This is a genomic window from Marinobacterium sp. NO-S09 (assembly GCF_059179545.1).
This window is the reverse complement of record NZ_CP168954.1, coordinates 2,274,671-2,295,836: the sequence shown is the minus strand read 5'-3', so window position 1 is coordinate 2,295,836 and position 21,166 is coordinate 2,274,671. Positions and strand designations below refer to the sequence as shown.

Below are 21,166 nucleotides of genomic sequence, written 5' to 3'. Positions count from 1 at the left end.
AGCCTCTCTTACGCCTCTTTCTCGATGCGCGTCAGGTTGTCGCGAAGAATCGGACCGTATTCATACTTGCCCGGGCACGCGAAGGTGCACAGAGCCAGGTCTTCTTCATCCAGCTCAAGACAACCGAGCTGCATCGCGGTCACGATATCGCCGGTGACCAGTGCACGCAGCAGCTGGGTCGGCAGGATATCAAGCGGCATCAACGCTTCGAACTGACCCACGGGAATCATTGCCCGCTCGGATCCGTTCGTCGTGGTAGTGAAATCGAACTTCTTGCCCGGCGCAAACACGGACGCAAACATGTTCAATACGGAGAACTTGTTGCTGCCCGGCGCAATCCAGCCCATGAAGTCACGGCTATCACCTTCCAGCAGAACGCTCAGCTGGGTGGCGTAGCGGCTGATGTAACCATGAGGACCCATCGCACGACGACCATTCCAGACTGAACCACTGATGATACGGTTCTTGCCGGATTTGAGTTCAGAGGCGGTCAGCTCTTCGGTACTGGCACCCAGACGGGCACGTACCAGGCGCGGCTTGTTGACCTGAGGGCCACCCAGCGCAATTACACGCTGTGTCGGCAGCTTACCTTCGGCAAACAGCTGACCAAATGCGATTACATCCTGGTAACCGATAGTCCAAACGGTTTTTTCCTGAGACACAGGGTCAAGGAAATGGATGTGGGTGCTGGGGTTACCTGCGGGGTGTTTGCCGGCAAACTCCTCAGTACGAACACCATCAACTGAAGGGATATCTGCACCGCTTTCCTTACACAGGAATACCTGCTTGCTGCCCAGACGGGTGAGCAGGGTCAGACCGCTTTTGAAAGCGTCTGCCTGTTCCTTGATCACCAGAGACGGATCAGCAGCCAGCGGGTTAGTGTCGATAGCGGTAACAAAAATTGAGCTGGGCGTAGTGCCAAGCTGAGGAACACGGCTGAACGGACGGGTACGGAATGCAGTCCACAGGCCTGAAGCAACCAGGTTTTCTTCAACCTGCTCACGGGTCAGTTGACCCAGTTCAGCTGCCGGGTACTTGGCAAACTCAACTGCTTCTTCCTGATCATCCAGTTCAATGACCACTGACTGCAGCACACGACGCTCGCCACGGTTGACTGCTTTCACAGTACCCGCGCCGGGAGCCGTGTACTTGACCCCTTCTGTCTTTTTATCGGCAAAGATCGCCTGACCGAGTTTTACCCGATCCCCTTCCTTGACGAGCATGGTCGGCTTCATGCCGACGTAGTCTTCGCCGAGAAGAGCTACGGTACGCACGGCAGCACCATCAGTGATGGTCTGTTCCGGTGCGCCCGCGATAGGCAGATCCAGACCTTTATTGATCTTGATCATTAGTCTCACCCAACTTACAAAAATATCCAGGAGGTTCTCTGCACAACTTAATGACGCAGCCTTTAGACTCGACTAACGTCCAATCTAAACAACGACTTGCGCCCACCCCTTCATGCAGGGAAATTCCCACCAAAAAATCCCTGCAAGTATAACCGAGACTCCGGTTATTTTTCTACAAGCCACTGTTTTACTTGGGCCTGCAGCCATCAAAATGTAATCTTCGTGATAGATCTTTTACATATATGTATATTTCATATTGATATATAAAACATCAGATACAAAAAAGGCCGCTCACGGCGACCTTTAGCGTTCAAAAACCGAGCTACTTAGTGCTTGGCTTCCGGGAAAGCATCCAGCGTACATTTAGCCAAATGCTGAGCCATGCGAATTACCTGGCAGCTGTAACCGAACTCGTTATCGTACCAGACGTACAGCACGCAACGGTTGCCATCAACGATGGTCGCCAGCGCATCTACAACACCTGCTGCACGAGAACCAACGAAGTCAGACGAAACCGCTTCCGGTGAGTTGCTGTAGTCGATCTGCTTCTGCAGATCAGAATACAGTGCAGCATCACGCAGATAACCGTTCAACTCTTCCTTGTCGGTATCCTTGCCCAGGTTCAGGTTCAGGATCGCCATGGAAACGTTCGGGGTCGGTACACGGATGGCATTACCGGTCAGCTTGCCTTCCAGTTCCGGCAGCGCCTTGGCAACAGCCTTGGCAGCACCGGTTTCGGTCAGAACCATGTTCAGCGCAGCTGCGCGACCACGACGATCACCCTTGTGGTAGTTGTCGATCAGGTTCTGGTCATTGGTGTAGGAGTGAACGGTTTCAACATGACCGTTTACAACACCAAACTGGTCGTTTACGGCTTTCAGGACCGGAACAATGGCGTTTGTTGTGCAGGAAGCAGCAGACAGGACGCGATCATCGTCGTTAACGTCCTGATGGTTCACACCCATCACGATGTTCTTGACGCCTTTACCCGGCGCAGTCAGCAGCGCACGCGCAACACCCTTGGATTTCAGGTGTAGAGACAGGCCAGCTTCATCACGCCAGATACCGGTGTTGTCGATCACCAGTGCATTCTTGATGCCGTACTGAGTGTAATCAACCTGATCCGGGCCATCAGCGAAGATAATCTGGATGTAATTACCATTGGCGATGAGCGCGTTGTTCTCTTCATCTACCTGGATGGTGCCTTTGAAGGAACCATGCACGGAGTCACGACGCAGCAGGCTGGCACGCTTCTCCAGGTCGTTCTCTGCCTTGCCCTTGCGCACAACAATGGCACGCAGACGCAGAGAGTGACCACCACCGGCGCGATCCAGCATCAGGCGCGCCAGCAGGCGGCCGATACGACCGAAACCGTACAGGACGACATCAGTGCTTTCGTGAGCTTCAGCCGGCTCAGTGGAAGCACCAGCCAGCTCTTCCTGCAGGAATGCCTGCAGAGTGCGACCATCGCCTTCGTTGCGGAATTTAACCGCCAGCTTGCCGATATCGATGTGCGCATTGGTCACATCCATCGCAGCGACGGCTTCCAGCACAGGGAAGGTATCCACAACGGAGATCTCTTCACCTTCGATCTGACGCACGAAGCGGTGTGCTTTCAGGATATCGATAACGGAACGCTTGACGATCAAGCGGCCGTATACAGAGATTTCAATGTTGCGGTCACGGTACAGACGGCCAACCAGGGGCACCATCGCTTCTGCGATTGCTTCACGGGCTTTCCAGTCTGCGAAAATCATTTCTTGGCTCACGAGGTAACTCCGAAATTGTCATCGCTCAATTTGGGTGCGCGCATTATCCTCTTTTCGGCCATCGGGGGCAAACCTGACACCGTATACTTTGGTCCTTAGTGTCTCCACCAGCTGCGAACACCCTCACCAGAAGGTACAATAGTGCCTTTACCAGCATGGAGCGAGGAGCAAGCGTTGACTGCAGCAATCAAGGTTCCGATTCCCAGAGGCCCTGGAGATATCAAGCGTATTGGCCAGATAAGGGGCAGCGCGACAGGCCTTCTCGTGCAGCAACTAAGCCGCGAGCATGACGGCATGATCCTTCTGGTCAGCCAGGATATGGAAACTGCCGAACGCCTGTTACAGGAAGTCCGTTTCTATACCAACTCGGAACTGCCGGCTGACCTGCTCCCCGACTGGGAGACACTACCCTATGACAGCTTTTCACCGCATCAGGATATTATTTCCGAGCGCGTTCGCACCCTGCACCAGCTGCCAGAGCAGAAACGCGGCGTTTTAATCGTCCCGGTCAGTACCCTGCTGCATCGTATTGCACCGATCAGTTTTGTCACCGCCAACGCGCTATTTCTCGAACAGGGACAAAAACTGGATAGCTTGGCCATGCGCCAGCGTTTCATTGATGCCGGCTATACCGCCGTAGATACGGTTTACGAGCATGGCGAGTTTGCCATCCGCGGCGCCATTATCGATCTTTACCCTACAGGTAGCGACCTGCCGCTGCGCGTCGACCTATTTGATGATGAAATCGACAGCATTCGCACTTTTGATCCGGAATCACAGCGCTCCATCGAGAAGGTAGAACGCATCCGGCTGCTGCCTGCGCGCGAATTTCCGTTCCATCAAGCGGCCATCAGCCAGTTCAAACAGCGCTGGCGTGAGCGTTTTGACGTTGATCACACTCAGTGCCCTATCTATCAGGATGTATCCAGTGGACTGACGCCGCCAGGCATCGAGTATTACTCTCCACTGTTTTTTGATGGCATGGCCACGCTGCTCGACTACCTGCCTGAGACTACATTGATCTTGCATGATGCAGATCTCAAATCGGCAGCTGATCATTTCAGTACTGATGTCAGCCAACGCTATCAGGAGCGATGCGGAGACCTGCAGCGCCCTGTACTTACGCCTGAAGAACTCTTTATCAGCACTGAAGAGCTGTTCGCAGAGCTGCGCCAGCGTCCTGTGCTGCGTACTACACAGGAAGCAGAGGATGTACGTCCGGGCCGCGACAACCTGCCCAGCGAACCGCCACCCGACCTGACGTCATCAGCGCGTGAAGCCCCCCTGCTGAATCTGATTGAGTTTCGTCAGCAACATAACGATCCCGTGCTGATTTGTGCAGAGTCCGCAGGTCGCCGCGAAGCCCTTATGGAGCATGCGCAAAAAGCGGGGCTGCCACTGACTGAATGCAGTAACTGGTCGGCCTTCATTGAGTCGGACATTCCCCTGGCGATCACGACCTTCCCGCTGGAGCAAGGGCTCAGCCTGCCCGGTCATTTTCACCTGATCACCGAAACACAACTGTTTGGCCGGCAAATATTCCAGCGCCGGCGCCGGGAAAAGGAACAACTCGATGCCGACCAGGCCATTCGCCACCTGTCAGAACTGACCATTGGCGCACCTGTCGTGCACGTGGACCACGGTGTCGGCCGCTATCAAGGCATGCAAACTATTGAGTTGGATGGACAGCACAATGAGTTTCTGGTGCTCGAATATGCCAATGAATCCAAGTTGTATGTACCTGTCGCTTCACTGCATCTGATTGGGCGCTACTCCGGGGCCAGCGATGAATCCGCACCGCTGCATAAGCTGGGAACAGAGCAATGGTCCAAGGCACGCCGCAAGGCCGCTGAAAAGGTCCGTGATTCTGCCGCAGAGTTGCTCGATATCTACGCCCGACGTGCAGCCCGCAAGGGCTTCAGCTTTGGTTTTGAAGAACAGGAATATCAGCAATTCGCCAGTAGCTTCCCCTTTGAGGAAACGCCCGACCAGGCCAACGCAATCGAAGCGGTTGTCAGCGACATGCGAGCTGCTACCCCCATGGACCGACTGGTCTGCGGCGATGTGGGCTTTGGTAAAACTGAAGTCGCCATGCGCGCCGCCTTCATTGCCGCACAAAGCGGCAAGCAGGTCGCTGTACTGGTGCCGACTACCCTGCTGGCCCAACAGCATTTTGAGAATTTTCGTGACCGCTTTGCCGACTGGCCGGTGAATATCGAGCTTATCTCCCGCTTCAAAAGCGCAAAAGATCAGCAGCTAACCATGGCAGCCGTCGACGAGGGCAAGGTCGATATACTGATCGGCACGCATAAGCTGCTTCAGGGTGACATCAACTTCAAAAACCTGGGACTGGTGATCATCGATGAAGAACACCGCTTTGGCGTTCAGCAGAAAGAGCGCCTGAAGAGCCTGCGCTCTGAGGTGGATATCCTTACCCTGACGGCCACGCCAATCCCTCGTACACTGAATATGGCCATGTCAGGCATACGTGACCTGTCCATCATCGCCACACCACCGGCTCGACGCCTCTCGGTCAAAACCTTCGTACGCCAGAGTGAGACACCACTGGTAAAGGAGGCGATACTGCGTGAGCTGCTGCGTGGCGGTCAGGTGTATTACCTGCACAATGAGGTCAAGAGCATCGACCGCGTGGCCGAAGAGATCAGCAACCTGGTTCCTGAGGCCCGCGTCGCCATCGGTCATGGCCAGATGCGCGAACGCGAGCTTGAACAGGTGATGAGTGACTTCTATCACAAGCGCTTCAATGTACTGGTTTGTACCACCATCATCGAAACCGGTATCGATGTTCCCAGCGCCAACACCATTATCATTGACCGTGCCGACAAGTTTGGCCTGGCGCAGCTGCATCAGCTGCGTGGGCGTGTCGGCCGCTCGCACCACCAGGCCTACGCCTACCTGCTGACACCGCCAGTTAAACTGCTGACCAAAGACGCGCAGAAGCGCCTTGAAGCCATCGGCCAATCCAGCACTCTGGGTGCCGGCTTTACTCTGGCCACCCACGACCTTGAAATTCGCGGTGCCGGCGAGCTGCTTGGCGAAGAGCAGAGCGGCCAAATGCAGAGCGTAGGTTTCAGTCTGTATATGGAAATGCTGGACCAGGCCATACAGTCCATCAAGGAAGGCAAAACGCCAGACCCGGACAAGCCACTCAATCATGGCACCGAAATCAATCTGCATTTGCCGGCGCTGATACCCGACGACTACTTGCCAGACGTACACAATCGCCTGATCATGTACAAGCGTATTGCCAACGCCGGCAGCGAATCCGAACTGGATGAGTTGCAGGTTGAAATGATCGACCGTTTTGGCCTGCTGCCGGAATCAACCCGCAACCTGATGCGCCTTACCCAGATCAAACTCAAGGCTGAAGCGCTTGGCATTGTTAAACTGGATGCCGGTGACAAGGGTGGCCGAATCGAATTTGAGGCCGAGCCCTCTATTGACCCCATGGTGATTATTAACATGATTCAGCGCCAGCCGAAGCATTTCAAACTGGACGGCGCCAGCATACTCAGGTTTACTCAGCCCATGGAAAAACCGGCATCTCGCTTCACTGCCGTTGAAGCCCTGCTGGGACAATTGTCAGCCAAGGAGAATCGCTGAACCATGACCAAGTTTTTTCGCCGAACCGCCCTGGCCCTGAGCCTCACTGTGGCTGCTACCAGCCTGCAGGCAGCCGACATGTACAAGGTCGAAATGGTCGTTTTTGCCAACCTGAACAGCGATGATGGCGGCGAATTCTGGCCTCGACTGGAAGCACCGGACACACTGGACAGCATTTCCCTGTCGCCCTGGAACGGCTACCCGCTACAGTATTTCGAGCAACTGCCAACCGGCGACCTGCAACTGAGGGGTGATGCTGCAGCCTTATCTCGCAGCGACAACTACGCCCTGCTCTATCATAAGGGCTGGTTACAGCCGATTGGCGGCCCGTCAAGCGCACGCAAGGTTCTGATTGATGCGAACTTCGAGGATTATGCTCTGAGCGGGAACCTGAGCATATACAAGCAACGCTTCCTGCATGCCCAGCCGAACCTGCAGCTCACATCCAACCGCCTGGTCGACATGCCGCGTGACACCAGCACACCCGCGCAAGCCGCCGAAACGGCGTCGATGGACCAGGGCATTGACGACAGTGGCGCAAAAAATAGCGTAGAGACACCAGAAGTAGTGGGCTTTCCGGCAGAAGCAGAAACCCCCGCCAATACCTGGCAACTCAGCCAGTCCCGCCGCATGCGCTCAAAGGAAACCCACTACATAGATCACCCCAAATTCGGGGTACTCTTGCGCATTCGACCGGTGAACTAAGGCCTGTTCCCACAGGTCTTTACCTGATCAGGCAGGATATCTACAGCTCCAGCAATTCACTGAAGCGACTGCCTGCATCCGCCGCCAGCTCAGCAGGCCTGCCCTGCTCGACAATACGACCGGCATCCAGAATCACAACACGGTCAAACTGATCTGCCATCTGCAAATGATGGCTGATCACGACCAGTGTTTGCGATACACAGCGGCCAAGCACCGCCTGCATCACAAGACGCTCGGTGTCGATATCCAGACCCTCGGTCGGTTCATCCAGCCACAGAATGGGCGCTTCTCGCAGCAAGGCACGGGCCAGCGCCACACGCTTTCGCTGTCCACCTGACAAGCGTCCACCTGACTCACCCACTGAATACGTCAGGGGTTGATCACCCAACTCTTTATCCAACCGGGCGATACTCAACACCTGTAACAGTGCCGTATCATCCGCCGCCGGGTTACCCAATCGCAAGTTGTCGGCCAGCGTACCGGCAAAAAGCTCAACGGGCTGTGACAGCGTGCTGATCTGGGCACGCAACTGTGACTCACTGAAATCACGAACAGACAGACCAGACAATTCAACCTCGCCACGGGTAACATCATGGAAACGTGCGAGCAGGTTCAACAAGGTACTCTTGCCACTGCCTGTATGCCCCAGAATGAGCACCGATTCACCAGGCTCGATGGTCAAATTGAAATCACACAGCGCCAGAGGTGCAGCCTCTTGGTAGCGAAAAGTGACATCGGTAAATGCGATACGGCCCGGCGCAACCGGCTCTACCCCTGCCTGCGGGAACACAACCTCAGGCTCGGCTTCAGCCACCTCTTGTAACCGCTCGGCAGCAGCCGCAGTTCGCCCCAAATACTGATACGCCAGCGGCAGCGGCGCCACTGCTTCAAACAGTGCCAGGACACAAAATACCAGCATGGCCAACATCGCCGGCGCAATCATCTCTTCCTGCACCATAGCCACACCGATAACCAACACCAGCAAAGTACTGACACCTGCTATCAGCGTGTTCAGCCCGGAAGCCGCACCACTGATCAGCGCCATGCGCCGCTGAATCGAATACAGGCGCCGCTCGGCCTTCTGGGTACGCTGAACAACCCTGTCCACGCCGCCATATATACTCAAATCCGCCAGACCCTGTACCATACCGGTCAGCTCGGTGCGCAGCAGGGACGTCAACTCGACCTGCCGACGCCCCAAACGACGACCGGCGCGATTCGCAAGCCAGGGAACACCCACACCTGCCAACACTAAACCTGCCAGAGCAACAAGCGCCACAGGGACACTGAAAAGACTGAGAAAAAACACGCCCAAAAGACCGATCAGCCCTGCGATGAAAGTAGGTGCCAGAACACGTAGATAAAGGTTATCCAGCGCATCAACATCGCTGACCAGTCGATTGAGCAGGTCAGCGGAACGATACCGCTGCAGGTGCGCAGGCCCCAAAGCCTCAAGGCGCGTATAGAACCAGACCCGCAATTGGGCCAACAACCGGAAGGTCGCTTCATGGGTGGTGATGCGTTCGGCATAGCGTCCGGCTGTGCGCAGGATGGCAAACCCCCTGACACCGGCACCCGGGGTAAAATAGTTGAATGCCTGCGCTGTCACCAGGCTCCCCCCGGCCAGCGCTGTCGCAGAAATAAACCAGCCGGACAGGGTCAAAAGACCGATACTGGCAAGCAGCGTTAACAAGCCCGCCAGCATGCCCAGAACGACCCAGCCCAGATGCGCTCGCATCAATCGAATAAAGGGGACCAGTGCTCGCATCAGTACTCAGCCTCCACCGCGATCAACTTACCCTCTTCCAGCCGCCAGATCTCATCAGCCCGCAACATGGACGCGCGACGATGGGTCAACATCAAGACCAGCCGATCCTGGCACAAACGCTCCAGCGCCTGCAGCACCAGGCGCTCACTGTCGCGATCCAGATTGGCCGTCGGCTCATCCAGCAGCAGCACAGGGGCATTTTTCAAAAAGGCGCGCGCCAGCCCAATTCGCTGTATCTGACCGCCAGAAAGCCCGACACCTCGCTCACCGACCCGGGTATCCAGACCTTCCGGCAAACGCTGCACGAACTCCAGTGCATTAGCCTCTTCAAGGGCAGCATAGAGGTCCTGATCCCCCGCCTCAGGTGCTGCAAACAGCAGATTCTCCCGCAAGGTGCCGGGAAGCAGACTGGTATGCTGACTCACCCAGGCAACACGAGACAACCAGGCATCGGTACCTATATCACTCAATAAGCGCCCGTTGACACGTATCTCACCGGCATCAAGTGCCCTGAAACCCAACAACGCCTGCAACAACGATGATTTTCCCGAGCCACTGCGGCCTATTAGCGCGACCAGCCGCCCCGATACAAGCTTCAGATTCAAGTCAGACCAAACCGGCTGCGCCTGGCCCGGATAACTGAGCTGCGCCTGACTGATTTCGATTGACTTGATGGCGCCATCCAGCCCTTGCCCCTCGGATGGCAGGGACAGACTATGCTGATCAAGCAGGGTATTTAGGCGATCAGCCGCAGCGACCGCCTCTTGCTTGGCATGGTAGTGCGTACCCAGCTCCCTGAGCGGCAGGTAGAACTCAGGCGCCAGCAGCAGAATAAACAACCCCTGATACAGGGTAACCGGCGACTCCCAGTAACCGAAGTCGAGATGACCAAGGAAGCTGAAGCCCAGGTATACGGCAACAACCGCAATGGAGATGGAAGCAAAGAATTCCAGTACCGCAGAGGACAGAAATGCCAGGCGCAATACCTGCATCGTACGTACACGGAAACCTTCAGCGCCACGGGCTACCACATCCGCCTGCTCGCGACTGCGATCAAATAGCTTCAGGGTCAGTATGCCCTGCACTATATCCAGGAACTGCGCACCGAGCAGTGAAAGCGCTTCGAAATTTCTACGATTGGCTTCGGCGGCCTTGATGCCCACCAGCGCCATAAACAGAGGGATGAGCGGTGCGGTAAACAGGAAAATCAGGCCTGCTGCCCAGTTAACCGGAAACACAAAGGCAAGGAATACCAGCGGCAACAGGGCCGCAAGCGACATTTGCGGCAAGTAACGGGCAAAAAAGCCATCCAGGGCTTCAACCTGCTCCATCAATTCACTGACCAGTCGACCACTGCGCTCATCGGAGGTATAGGCCGGCCCCAGATGCGCCAGCTTCTGCTGTAGCTGTTTGCGCAAGGACTGACGTATCCGGGTTGAGCTTTGCTGTCCCGCCCACTCCCTGATCGGTGACAGCAAGGCCCTGAGCAGCAAGGCAACCAGGAAAAGTGACAAAGCCCCCCATTGATCCATCAGGCTGCCATCGGCAAACAGGGTGTCATGAATCACACTGGCCAGGATATGCGCCTGAAGGATGAGGAGCAGGCCTGACACCAGCCCCAGCGCTATGGATAAGCGAATCCAGCTGGAACCAGTGCGTGAAAGCTGCTTGAGCCAGCGTTGCTGGGCATTACCGCTACGACTCATTTACGCAGCTGCCCTTCACCTGCCGGTGGAAAGCCTGCAAAGGCTGGCTCTTCTGATTCTGTACCTGCCAAATGCACGGTCTGGGTCGGGAAAGCGAACTCAGCACCGTTGCGTTCAATAATCTGCGCAATCTTCAGCATGACATCCTGCTTGATCTCATGATATCGAACCCATTGCGTGGTTTTGGTGAAGGTGTACACCATGATATCCAGTGACGAAGGACCAAAGCGATTCAGGTGCACGATCAGTGTCTGACGGGTATCAATCTCATCATGTGAGGACAGCATTTCACGTATTTCATTCGCAATCTGCTGCACCCGGCTCACATCGTCATAACGCACACCCACATGTTCAAATATACGGCGATTAAACATGCGAGAGGGGTTTTCGACCGCGATATTTATAAAGGTTGCATTGGGTACATACAGCGGGCGCTGATCAAAGGTGCGGATACGCGTCAGGCGCCAGCCGATATGCTCCACTGTCCCCTCGATTTCCTTATCAGGAGAGCGCACCCAGTCACCCACTCGAAAAGGACGATCCATATAAATCATCAAACCGCCAAAGAAGTTGGCAAGCAGATCACGAGCCGCAAAGCCGACTGCAATACCACCCACACCACCAAAGGCGAGAATACCGGAGATACTGACACCCGCAGACTGCAGCAGGGTCAGGCCGACCAGCACAAAGAGAATCAAGCGCATCAATTTGGCAATGGCATCGGCCGATGTGCGATCCATGCGCTGCCGGCTTCCGGTGGCGCCGATCACCCAGTCTTCAATCACCTTAATCAGACGCAGACCTGCCCAGGCCAGAATGAGGATGGTTCCGAAGCGCCGGACTTCATCACCAACAGCACCGGTAGCAGCCAGTTCGTTACGATCCAGGATTTCCAGCAGCAGGGATAGCCCCAGAACCCAAATCATGGCTCTCAAGGGTGAACGCGCAGCCTTAAGCAACTGCCCATCAAGTTGTGAGCCTTTATGACTGAGATAACTGATCAACCGGCTCATCACCATATTGAACAGAACAGTCAGGACACAGACCAATGCCACTAGAAGAGTGGCTCCCAGCTGCCAACGGTAATCACTCAGCCAAGGCCAGAACTCTACCAATCGGGAAACTGTCGGGGTCAGCATCTGCTCCAACATCAGACGCCTCCAACGAGTCGCTCAGCCAACTGACGCGCACGCTGCAGGCGCTCCGCATCCACGCCAGCAACCGGGCGACCACGCATACGCTGCAGACGCGGGTGGGCTGATATCTTACGCTGCTGCAGATGCGCCAACACCTGCCCCGCCGCCTCAGGGTTATTGCAGACCAATACCATATCGCAGCCCGCATCCAGCGCCAGATCACAGCGTTGCTTGAAGTCACCGGCGTAACCGGCCCCCTCCATGCTGAGATCATCACTAAAGATCACACCATCGAAGTGCAGACGCTGACGCAGCACCTGCTGCAACCAGTATTGGGAAAAGCCTGCAGGCGCCGAGCATACCTGGCGATAGATCACATGGGCCGGCATTACCGCATCAAGACCTCGCCCTGCCAGAGCAGCAAAGGGCTGAAGGTCATCCGCTTCAATCTCGGCGAAACTGCGCTCATCAACCGGAAGTTCTAGATGTGAGTCGGCAGCTACCCAGCCATGTCCCGGAAAGTGTTTACCCGTAGCAGCCATACCTGCCTCGTGCATGCCCGCCATTACGCCGCCGGCCAGCTCAGTCACGGCAGTCGCATTGTCAGCAAAGGCCCTGTCGCCAATAACACTGCTGTTACCCCAGTCCAGATCAAGCACCGGTGCAAAGCTGAAATCGATGTCGTACTCACGCAGCTCGGAGGCCAGCAGCCAGCCCAACTCATGGGCCCAGGCAATTGCTTCAGCCGGCGCCTGTTGCCAACGCTGCCCCAGAACCGCCATGGGCGGCAAACGGGTAAAGCCGTCCCTGAAACGCTGGACCCGACCGCCCTCATGGTCCACACAAACAAGAATGTCCTCACGCACAGCGCGAATATCCTGCATCAGGTTGCTCAATTGCGAAGGGGATTCATAGTTGCGGGCAAAGAGGATAAGGCCACCGACTTCGGGAGCTGCCAGAAGGAGACGCTCCTGGTCGGTTAATTCCGTTCCCGCCAGATCCAGCATCAATACGCCTGTAGTCACGATCTTACTCCTCGATCAGGATGGGCGTTCCCGGCTGCACCTGGTCAAACAGCGCAAGCAAGTCTGCATTGCGCATGCGAATACAGCCATGAGAACGCGGCACACCCATAGGTTCGGTATCGGGGGTGCCATGGATATAGATATAACGTCGCTGCGTGTCCACTGAACCGCCCCGGTTTCGGCCGGTCTCAAGACCACAAAGCCAGAGAATACGGGTCAGTATCCAGTCACGCTGAGGGTATTCCGCGGCCAGCGCCGGGGTGTATACCTCCCCTGTGGGACGCCGACCAACAAAAACAGTTCCCAAGGGAAGCCCGCCACCGATACAAGCACGCACATAATGACGTCCACGGGGTGTACAGCCGCTGCCGTTCTGCTCGCCGGCGCCAGCACTGGCCGTCGAAACCGGATAGACCACCTGGCACTCATCGCCTCTCATAACAAACAGACTTTGCTGACGGATGGAAACGGTTAATGACAGCATCAGCTGATCTCGTGCTGTAGCGGTGCTTGCATACCAGCCGTCAATACCGGCACCAGACGGCGCAAAACTGGCTCCAGCGCTGTTTCATCGCTGTCACTTTCAGCATCGAGCGCGACCAGCGCATGCAGGTTGGAGAGCGTAAATACCACCGAGCCCAGCAGAAAGTGAAGACGCCAGAAAAATTCACTTTCGCCTTCAACGCCACTGCCATGGCGCAGGTGCTGTAGGAAGTGATGCAGCCTTGCGCCATAGGTGTTGAGGAGAAATGCCTGTAATTCAGCCTGATTTGGCCGATACGCCTGCTCCAGACAACGCATCAGTACTGACAATGCATAGGGGTTGCTTTGGTGAATGCGCACCAAAGCCGAGGCCAGAATATTCAGCAATGGACCAAGCGGAACAACCTCGGTGCGGCCATGCTCGGCAAGGGCCGCTTCAATATCCTGACACAAGGGCTCCAGAGTCTGGCCGGCAACAGCATGAATGAGCCCGGTTTTGGACCCGAAATGGTAGTTTACCGCCGCCAGATTAACATCCGCTTCGGTGGTAATCTGACGCATGGTCGTACCTTTGAACCCCTGCTCGGCAAATAGCTTTTCGGCCGCACGCAGTATCCTGCCGGCGGTATCGATTGAGTCGTACATCTGCTGTTCCATTGCCATCAATCTTGAATATCAAATGGTCGACTGGCGACCACCCGTGCGCCCTTATCGAGACAAAAATCGACTATTGAGCACGCGCTGCCAAATACGGGACAAGGCACCATCAGCAGCTGTTGCCGTCAGATGACCCAGGCGGTCCTGCAGGCTCTGTTTAACTTCGTAGCTGACCTCAAATACATCGTGTTCTCGGCACAGATCAAACAAGTAATCATCACTGGTTGTAACGGCATCAACCAGCTTATGCTCCAGCGCACGCTTGCCAAACCAGACCTCACCGGTCGCAATTTCAGGCATATTCAGCTGCGGGCGGTGCTCGGATACAAATTCCTTGAACAGGGTATGTGTATCTTCCAGCTCATCGACAAACTTCTGCCGGCCTTTTTCGGTATTTTCGCCGAATACGGTCAAGGTGCGCTTGTATTCGCCGGCGGTAAGCACTTCGTAATCCACGTCGTGCTTTTTAAGCAGACGGTGGAAATTAGGCAATTGCGCGACCACACCAATGGAACCCACAAGCGCGAAAGGCGCTGCCACCAGATGGTCGGCAATGCACGCCATCATGTATCCACCACTGGCCGCAACCTTATCGACACACACGGTCAGGCGGATGTTGCGCGAGCGGAAGCGCTCCAGCTGCGAACTGGCCAAACCGTAGGCATGAACCAGACCACCACCACTTTCAAGGCGCAGCACAACCTCATCATCCTGGTCAGCAATCATCAGCACCGCACTGACTTCTTCACGAAGACGGTCTACGTCAGAAGCATGGATATCGCCATCAAAATCAAGCACGAATACTCGCGTGCGTTTTTTCTCGGGATCCTTGCCCTGCTTCAAGGTCTTTTTGAGCACCTTGGCTTCAGCCTTTTCCTGTTTGCGGCGCGCCTTTTCATGTTGTTTGGCCAACGCCTCGTCAACAACCGCCGCTTCGATATCGCTTTTGATTTCATCAAAGCGGTCATTCAGGCTCTTGACTTCAATGTGTCCATCCGGCTGATGTTCGCGACGGCGAGCAACCACTGCAGCAATGCCACCAACACACAACAGAACACCTGCAATAAGGGTAATAACCTTGGCCAGAAAAAGGCCATATTCCGCAACAAAGGCTGTCAAGTTCAATCTCCGGTAAACCCGTGTATTCGCTTAAGAATCCGGCTACTGTACCATAGATCCTCTGGGAATCATGTCACTCTATTTCAGGATACTTTCACTCATGACCGAGCTGCTCAGCATCGACCGGATCGTGCAAAAAATGCCGCAGAAGTTCAATGCGGAAAATGCCAAGGGCCTCGATGCCGTTATCCAATTCCGCCTGACAGATGCGGACTCGTTTTACGTACATGTAAGGCCTGATGGCTGCGATAGTCAGATCGGCTTGCATGATGACCCAAGCCTCACCCTGCATCTGGATCAGGCCACGTTAACGGCTGTCATCAGCGGCGAACAGGATGGCATGAGCGCTTACCTCAAGGGCCAGCTGCGTGCCGAAGGCAACGTCATGCTGGCCACCAAACTGGGCAAGCTGTTCAATCGCTGATCTGCTCAAAGAAGAAATGGTTAATCAATTGGCGTGAGATGCTGAACTGCGGCGGCAAGTCCGGCAGTTCATCCACGCCAAACCAGTCGGCCTCAACTATTTCCACCCCATCCGGCTGCAGTTCACCTGCCGCATGATCAGCAAAGAAGCCCAGCATGAGCTGATGCGGAAACGGCCAGGACTGGCTGGCAAAGAAACGCACATTGCCTACCTCAATCCCTACTTCTTCCATGATTTCGCGTGCAACCGCCTGCTCTGCCGTTTCCCCCGCTTCGATAAAGCCTGCCAGGGTACTGAAACGACCGGGAGCAAAATGCGGTGCCCGTGCCAACAGACACTTGTCACCCCGGCGCACCAGCACAATCACACAAGGCGAGATACGCGGATACTGAGTCAGATGACACTGAGGACACTGCCGTGCCAGGTCTTTTTCATGGTCTGACATGGGCATTCCACAACGCCCACAAAAACGGTGTTGATCATGCCAGGTTGCCAGCTGCGCGGCCCTGGAGTGCTGAGCAAACATCAGCTCATCTGCCGCACTGGCCAGCAATGCACGCAAGGCTATCTCTTCAGCTCCAGCCATGACCTCAGCCGGGACAATCAGCAACCCTACACCTTCGCCCACACTTAATTCCGCTTCGGCGAAGGGCTTGAAACGATCAGCTTGTTCTCGACTCAATACCTGCTCGCCTTCGAAAGCAAGTAAGCGGCCTTGAGACGCCAGGTAGTAAGCACGAACAGGTACAGAGAACATCACAACTCCCTTAGTGTGTCACCGGGTCAGCATCAGCACGTCGCCAGACAGCACCGTCACTTTTCTTGTCGAGCAGATCGAGAAAAGCCTCATGTGCTGCCAGTTCATCCTCACTCGGGCGCATGACCTTGAGTGACAACTGAGAGGTATCGATGCGGCGAATGACTTCACCCTCTTCTTCACTGCCACCACCATTCTGACCCAACTGCAGGCTGGTCTGCCCACCGGTAAGGGACAAATACACATCCGCCAGTATCTCGGAGTCCAACAGTGCGCCGTGAAGCTCGCGGTGCGAGTTGTCGATACCATATCGACGGCAGAGCGCATCCAGACTGTTGCGCTGGCCGGGATATTTCTTCCGCGCCAGTGCCAGGGTATCGGTTACCTGGCAGATATCTTCAATCCGCTCGGCGATACCATTACGAGCCAACTCGGCATTCATGAACCCCACGTCGAATGCCGCGTTATGAATGATCAGCTCCGCGCCACGAATGTACTCCAGAAATTCGTCTGCCAGCGCCGCAAACTTGGGCTTACCGGCCAGGTATTCGTTGGTAATACCGTGGACTTCAATCGCCTCGGCCTCTACCTCACGGTCAGGCTTGATGTAACGATGGTAATTGTTCCCGGTCAGCTTACGCTTAACCATTTCGACACAACCGATCTCAATGATGTTGTGCCCGGCTTCCGGGTCGATACCCGTGGTTTCGGTATCGAGAATAATCTGTCTCATGCTCATGCCTTGCCAAACTCCTCTACACCACGATTGGCCAACCGGTCTGCATGCTCGTTACCAGGGTGACCACTGTGACCCTTGACCCAGCGCCACTCAACCTGATGCCGCGCAACCTGTTCATCCAGCGCCTGCCACAAGTCCATATTCTTGACCGGCTTTTTCGCGGCCGTTTTCCAGCCATTACGCTTCCAGCCAGCCAACCAACTCAAAATACCCTGTCGCAGATACTGCGAATCGGTTGTGAGCACAACTTCACAGGGACGCTTCAGACTCGCCAGTGCGGAGATGGCCGCCTGCAACTCCATGCGGTTGTTGGTTGTATCGGGTTCACCACCAAAGAGTTCTTTCTCATGCTCACCATAACGCAAGACAGCGCCCCAGCCACCCGGGCCAGGATTTCCTTTACAGGCACCATCCGTATAGATCTCAACAGGTTTCAAGCTTTATCCTCTGGCTGTAGGCTTAGGTTCAGGTACCGGCATGCTCAGTATGCGTCGGCGACGCCATTCCGGTTTAATCGGTGTCATGCCAACCACATCCTTGCGCGCCAACACCATCATTGTGGCACCACTGTGCATGGGCACACGCTGACTCAGCTTCTCAAACCAGCGCAAGCGTTGACGCCATTTCGGGCTTTTCAAAGGCAAGTGATGGCAAGCTGATCGGGTCTTGAGCTCCGTCATTTCAAGCAGGCTCAACCAGTCATGCAAACGCCCGAGGCGAATAAAATGACCTGACCACATGGGCGGGACTCGGCGCCTCGTTAAACGCCTCAGGCCCCAGTAACTGGCAGGATTGAAACTGAAACTGACCAGGTGCCCGCCCGGCCTAAGTACACGTGCAGCTTCACGCAGTACCTGATGCGGATTAGAGGCGAAATCAAGCGCATGATGCAATATGACCACATCCACTTCGTTGTTCAGAACCGGTAACTCTTCATGCTCGGCCAAAATGGTGAACGGTCCGGCGCCAAGCTGCATGGCCGGAATCAGCATCACCTTGCGAGACACGGGACTGGTTTCAAACAGTGTTTGGCGGCAGTCATAGCCGACCTGCAACAAGTGGTATCCAAACAGGGTCGGCAGCACCTGTTCGGCCAGGGCTCGCTCATGCTCGATCAGCTCCTGACCCAGCTCGGAATCAAACCACTCGGCCAATAGCGGAGCCAGTTTGTGTTGCGGCATCTGTGCACTGAACTTCATCATGCGCCCTGAAAGTTGTGACATCTCATCCGGCGCCAGTATACAGTAGTCATACAAGGCCCTGAACCAAGCGCTGCTCATTACAAATTATGACACAGGAGTTCCCCATGTTTACCGTAACTCCCATTCCGGCTTTTAACGACAACTATATATGGGCTCTAACCCGAGCCTCAGCAGGCAACAAGGCAGTTGTTGTCGACCCTGGTGATGCAACCCCGGTTATGACCTGGCTGCAGGAAAACCAGCTGGAATTGGATGCCATCCTGATCACCCATCATCACGCCGATCATACTGGCGGCGTCGCCCAATTGGTGTCCGCTTTTGATGTCCCTGTTTACGGCCCCAAGGATTCACCGTTTGAAGGCATTTCACAGCCGTTATCACAGGGCGATGAAATCGACATTCTCGGCCTTGGATTAACCATTCAAGCCGTACCGGCCCATACACGCGACCACATCAGTTATTTTCAGCCGCAAGGCACCCCGCAACTGTTTTGCGGAGATACTCTTTTCCTGGCTGGGTGTGGCCGCCTTTTTGAAGGCACCGCCAAACAGATGCTGGACGCCATGCACTATTTTGCCAGCCTGCCTGACGCAACCGAGGTGTACTGTACCCACGAGTACTCCCTGGCCAACCTGAGTTTCGCCGCCTGTGTAGAACCCGAAAACACAGATATCACCAGCACCCGTGAACGCTGTCACAAGTTGCGTGAAAACAATCAACCGACACTGCCATCAACCATTGCTCAGGAAAAACTGATCAACCCGTATATGCGGACACAGGTACAAGCCGTTATCAACTCTGCCGAACACTTCAGTGGCAATGCTCTGAGCAGTGATGTAGAAGTACTGGCAGCCCTTCGGGAATGGAAGAACCAGTTTTAACACCGCTCTGGATTAATCACTTTAACCAGCCCGCACACAGATAAAGCCAGGCTCAAAACGCTGGTATTTTCGTTAAAATATCGGTTTTTGAGCCTGCTTTAATCCTCTGTTAAGCGTCATATATTGATATTAGACAGTTTGCTAAATTGACCGTTCTTAACAGGATCCATAGAATCATGTTTTTTAAGGTTATTTTGGGATTCTGTTGCAATGCGATCTTTACCGACCCTGGTGCTGGTTTCGGCACTGGGCCTGGTCCTCTCTGGTTGTCAGACGGCCAACATAAAACCCGAGCAAAGCTCCAATTCGCCCGCAACTGCCAAGGATCAGGCTAATACCCAAACTGCTGCCAACCGCTCCGGCACTTCCAGTAACACCAAGGAGCAACAGGCACCCGAAAATCTTTGGGAGTTGACCCGACTGCACATGCAACTGCCGGTCGATATTGACCATCCGCGCGTGCAAACCCAGTTGAAATGGTATCAGCGCCACCCTACTCACCTGCTTCGCGTAAGTGAAAGAGCTGCTCCGTATTACCACCACATCATCACCGAAGTATTGAAACGCGACATGCCGGCAGAGATTGCGCTTTTGCCCGCCGTCGAGAGTGCTTTTGATCCCTTTGCCTACTCACACGGACGAGCAGCAGGCCCCTGGCAGTTTATCCCGGGCACTGCTCGCCACTTTGGCCTTCGCTCCAGCTGGTGGTACGACGGGCGTCGTGACATCCTGGCCTCTACCGATGCTGCACTCACCTACCTGCAGCAGCTTAACAAACGCTTCGACGGTGACTGGCTGCTGGCCCTGGCGGCCTACAATGCGGGCGGCGGCACCGTAAGCAGGGCGATTCGCCGTAACAAGCGACAGGGCAAGTCTACCGACTACTGGTCGCTGGACCTGCCTCGCGAGACAGAAGCCTATGTGCCCAAACTTTTGGCAGTAGCACGGCTGGTGCGCGATGCTGAACAGATGGGGCTGACATTGAGCCCCATCAGCAACGAGCCCTACTTTGCCCAGGTAGAAACTGGCGGCCAGATTGATTTGGCAGAAGTTGCCGAGCTGGCTGATATGGATACCGATGCCTTGTACCGCCTCAACCCGGGCTTCAACCGTTGGGCAACAGACCCCGAAGGCCCTCATATACTGCTGGTACCGGCTGACAAGGCAGTTTCGCTACAGGCCAGCCTTGATGCCATGCCTGCCGACCAACGGGTTAGCTGGCACCGCTACACCGTCAAACGTGGCGATACACTCAGCACCATTGCACGGCGCTTCCACAGCTCGACAGAAGTCATTCGCCAGGGCAACCGCATCAAGGGCAACATGATTCGAGCAGGTCAGGCGCTACTGGTTCCCCAGCCCACTCGTCCAGCAACCGAATACGCCCTCAGCGAGACACGCAGAAAGCAGGCACAGCGCCAGCGACTTGAGCAGACCACTACTGACAAGCTTTACCATGCCGTTAACCAGGGCGAAAGCTTCTGGAGCATCTCGCGACGTTACGGTGTCAGTGTGCGCAGCCTGGCTCGCTGGAACCAGATGGCACCCGGCGATACACTGCGTGAAGGCCAGACCTTGCTGGTTCTGGGTGCCAGCGAGCCCGTTACGGGCAACATCAATTTGCCGGATACACAAGCTCGCTCGCCTCAGGTCAAAAAGGTCGGCTATCGGATTCGCAAGGGCGACTCCCTATCCGTCATCGCAAGCCGCTTTGGCGTCAGCATTGGTGACATTCTGGAATGGAACCAGCTGAAGGCAGACAGCCTGCTGCGACCCGGTCAGCCCCTGACCCTTTATGTCGATATTGCGGAGGCCAGCTAGC

18 protein-coding genes are annotated in these 21,166 nt (G+C 55.4%); 5 read left to right on the top strand and 13 right to left on the bottom strand.

The features are described 5' to 3' along the window. Positions 1-8 precede the first annotated feature (8 nt). Entirely contained in the window at positions 9-1,349 is a 1,341-nt protein-coding gene (locus tag O3C79_RS10630) for a Na(+)-translocating NADH-quinone reductase subunit A (protein WP_494383078.1), read from the bottom strand. A gap of 326 nt (positions 1,350-1,675) precedes the next feature. Next, entirely contained in the window at positions 1,676-3,118 is a 1,443-nt protein-coding gene (locus tag O3C79_RS10625; protein ID WP_029511336.1) for a glyceraldehyde-3-phosphate dehydrogenase, read from the bottom strand. A gap of 174 nt (positions 3,119-3,292) precedes the next feature. Between O3C79_RS10625 and mfd the strand changes: the two genes are divergently transcribed. Continuing rightward, positions 3,293-6,742 carry a transcription-repair coupling factor gene (gene mfd / locus O3C79_RS10620; protein ID WP_494383077.1) on the top strand — a complete coding sequence of 1,150 codons (3,450 nt, stop codon included), beginning with the start codon at positions 3,293-3,295 and terminating at the stop codon, positions 6,740-6,742. Between the two features lie 3 nt (positions 6,743-6,745). After that, on the top strand, positions 6,746-7,447 hold the full coding sequence (locus tag O3C79_RS10615) for a CsiV family protein (protein ID WP_494383076.1): 702 nt from the start codon (positions 6,746-6,748) through the stop codon (positions 7,445-7,447). A gap of 40 nt (positions 7,448-7,487) precedes the next feature. Here the strand turns inward: O3C79_RS10615 and cydC are convergent, their stop codons facing one another. Genes cydC through sohB form a run of 7 tightly spaced genes read right to left on the bottom strand, consistent with a single transcriptional unit; the run spans position 7,488 to position 15,341 of the window. Beyond that, complete coding sequence (cydC, locus tag O3C79_RS10610; RefSeq protein WP_494383075.1) at positions 7,488-9,215, bottom strand: thiol reductant ABC exporter subunit CydC; 1,728 nt, start codon at positions 9,213-9,215, stop codon at positions 7,488-7,490. Continuing rightward, positions 9,215-10,921, bottom strand: a complete 1,707-nt coding sequence (cydD, locus tag O3C79_RS10605) for a thiol reductant ABC exporter subunit CydD (RefSeq protein WP_494383074.1) — start codon at positions 10,919-10,921, stop codon at positions 9,215-9,217. The genes cydC and cydD overlap by 1 nt, the downstream gene beginning before the upstream one ends. Further along, a complete protein-coding gene (locus tag O3C79_RS10600; protein ID WP_494383073.1) occupies positions 10,918-12,072 on the bottom strand; it encodes a mechanosensitive ion channel family protein in 1,155 nt (384 codons plus the stop codon). Before O3C79_RS10600 ends, cydD begins: the two co-directional genes overlap by 4 nt. Further along, positions 12,072-13,064 (bottom strand): beta-N-acetylhexosaminidase, encoded by a 993-nt coding sequence (gene nagZ / locus O3C79_RS10595; RefSeq protein ID WP_494385790.1) that lies wholly within the window; start codon positions 13,062-13,064, stop codon positions 12,072-12,074. Before nagZ ends, O3C79_RS10600 begins: the two co-directional genes overlap by 1 nt. A gap of 22 nt (positions 13,065-13,086) precedes the next feature. Then, positions 13,087-13,566, bottom strand: a complete 480-nt coding sequence (locus O3C79_RS10590; RefSeq protein ID WP_494383072.1) for a L,D-transpeptidase family protein — start codon at positions 13,564-13,566, stop codon at positions 13,087-13,089. Then, positions 13,566-14,222 carry a TetR/AcrR family transcriptional regulator gene (locus O3C79_RS10585; RefSeq protein ID WP_494383071.1) on the bottom strand — a complete coding sequence of 219 codons (657 nt, stop codon included), beginning with the start codon at positions 14,220-14,222 and terminating at the stop codon, positions 13,566-13,568. Before O3C79_RS10585 ends, O3C79_RS10590 begins: the two co-directional genes overlap by 1 nt. A gap of 51 nt (positions 14,223-14,273) precedes the next feature. Further along, a complete protein-coding gene (gene sohB / locus O3C79_RS10580; protein WP_494383070.1) occupies positions 14,274-15,341 on the bottom strand; it encodes a protease SohB in 1,068 nt (355 codons plus the stop codon). 100 nt (positions 15,342-15,441) lie between these two features. Between sohB and O3C79_RS10575 the strand changes: the two genes are divergently transcribed. Next, a complete protein-coding gene (locus O3C79_RS10575; RefSeq protein WP_010325474.1) occupies positions 15,442-15,765 on the top strand; it encodes an SCP2 sterol-binding domain-containing protein in 324 nt (107 codons plus the stop codon). On the opposite strand, the gene nudC is transcribed toward O3C79_RS10575, so the two are convergent. Genes nudC through O3C79_RS10555 form a run of 4 tightly spaced genes read right to left on the bottom strand, consistent with a single transcriptional unit; the run spans position 15,755 to position 18,484 of the window. Then, complete coding sequence (gene nudC, locus O3C79_RS10570) at positions 15,755-16,522, bottom strand: NAD(+) diphosphatase (RefSeq protein WP_494383069.1); 768 nt, start codon at positions 16,520-16,522, stop codon at positions 15,755-15,757. The genes O3C79_RS10575 and nudC overlap by 11 nt on opposite strands. A 10-nt stretch (positions 16,523-16,532) precedes the next feature. Further along, the gene (dnaQ, locus tag O3C79_RS10565; RefSeq protein WP_494385789.1) at positions 16,533-17,255 is read right to left on the bottom strand and encodes a DNA polymerase III subunit epsilon; all 723 of its coding nucleotides are present in this window, start codon (positions 17,253-17,255) and stop codon (positions 16,533-16,535) included. A 2-nt stretch (positions 17,256-17,257) separates the two neighbouring features. Further along, a complete protein-coding gene (gene rnhA / locus O3C79_RS10560) occupies positions 17,258-17,698 on the bottom strand; it encodes a ribonuclease HI (RefSeq protein ID WP_076462519.1) in 441 nt (146 codons plus the stop codon). Positions 17,699-17,701: 3 nt separating this feature from the next. After that, positions 17,702-18,484: a methyltransferase domain-containing protein gene (locus O3C79_RS10555; protein WP_494383068.1), complete on the bottom strand. Its 783-nt coding sequence runs from the start codon at positions 18,482-18,484 to the stop codon at positions 17,702-17,704. Between the two features lie 83 nt (positions 18,485-18,567). Here O3C79_RS10555 and gloB point away from each other — a divergent pair, with 83 nt between their 5' ends. Further along, positions 18,568-19,344: a hydroxyacylglutathione hydrolase gene (gene gloB, locus O3C79_RS10550; protein ID WP_494383067.1), complete on the top strand. Its 777-nt coding sequence runs from the start codon at positions 18,568-18,570 to the stop codon at positions 19,342-19,344. Between the two features lie 210 nt (positions 19,345-19,554). Continuing rightward, positions 19,555-21,165 carry a LysM peptidoglycan-binding domain-containing protein gene (locus O3C79_RS10545; RefSeq protein ID WP_494383066.1) on the top strand — a complete coding sequence of 537 codons (1,611 nt, stop codon included), beginning with the start codon at positions 19,555-19,557 and terminating at the stop codon, positions 21,163-21,165. Position 21,166 lies beyond the last annotated feature (1 nt).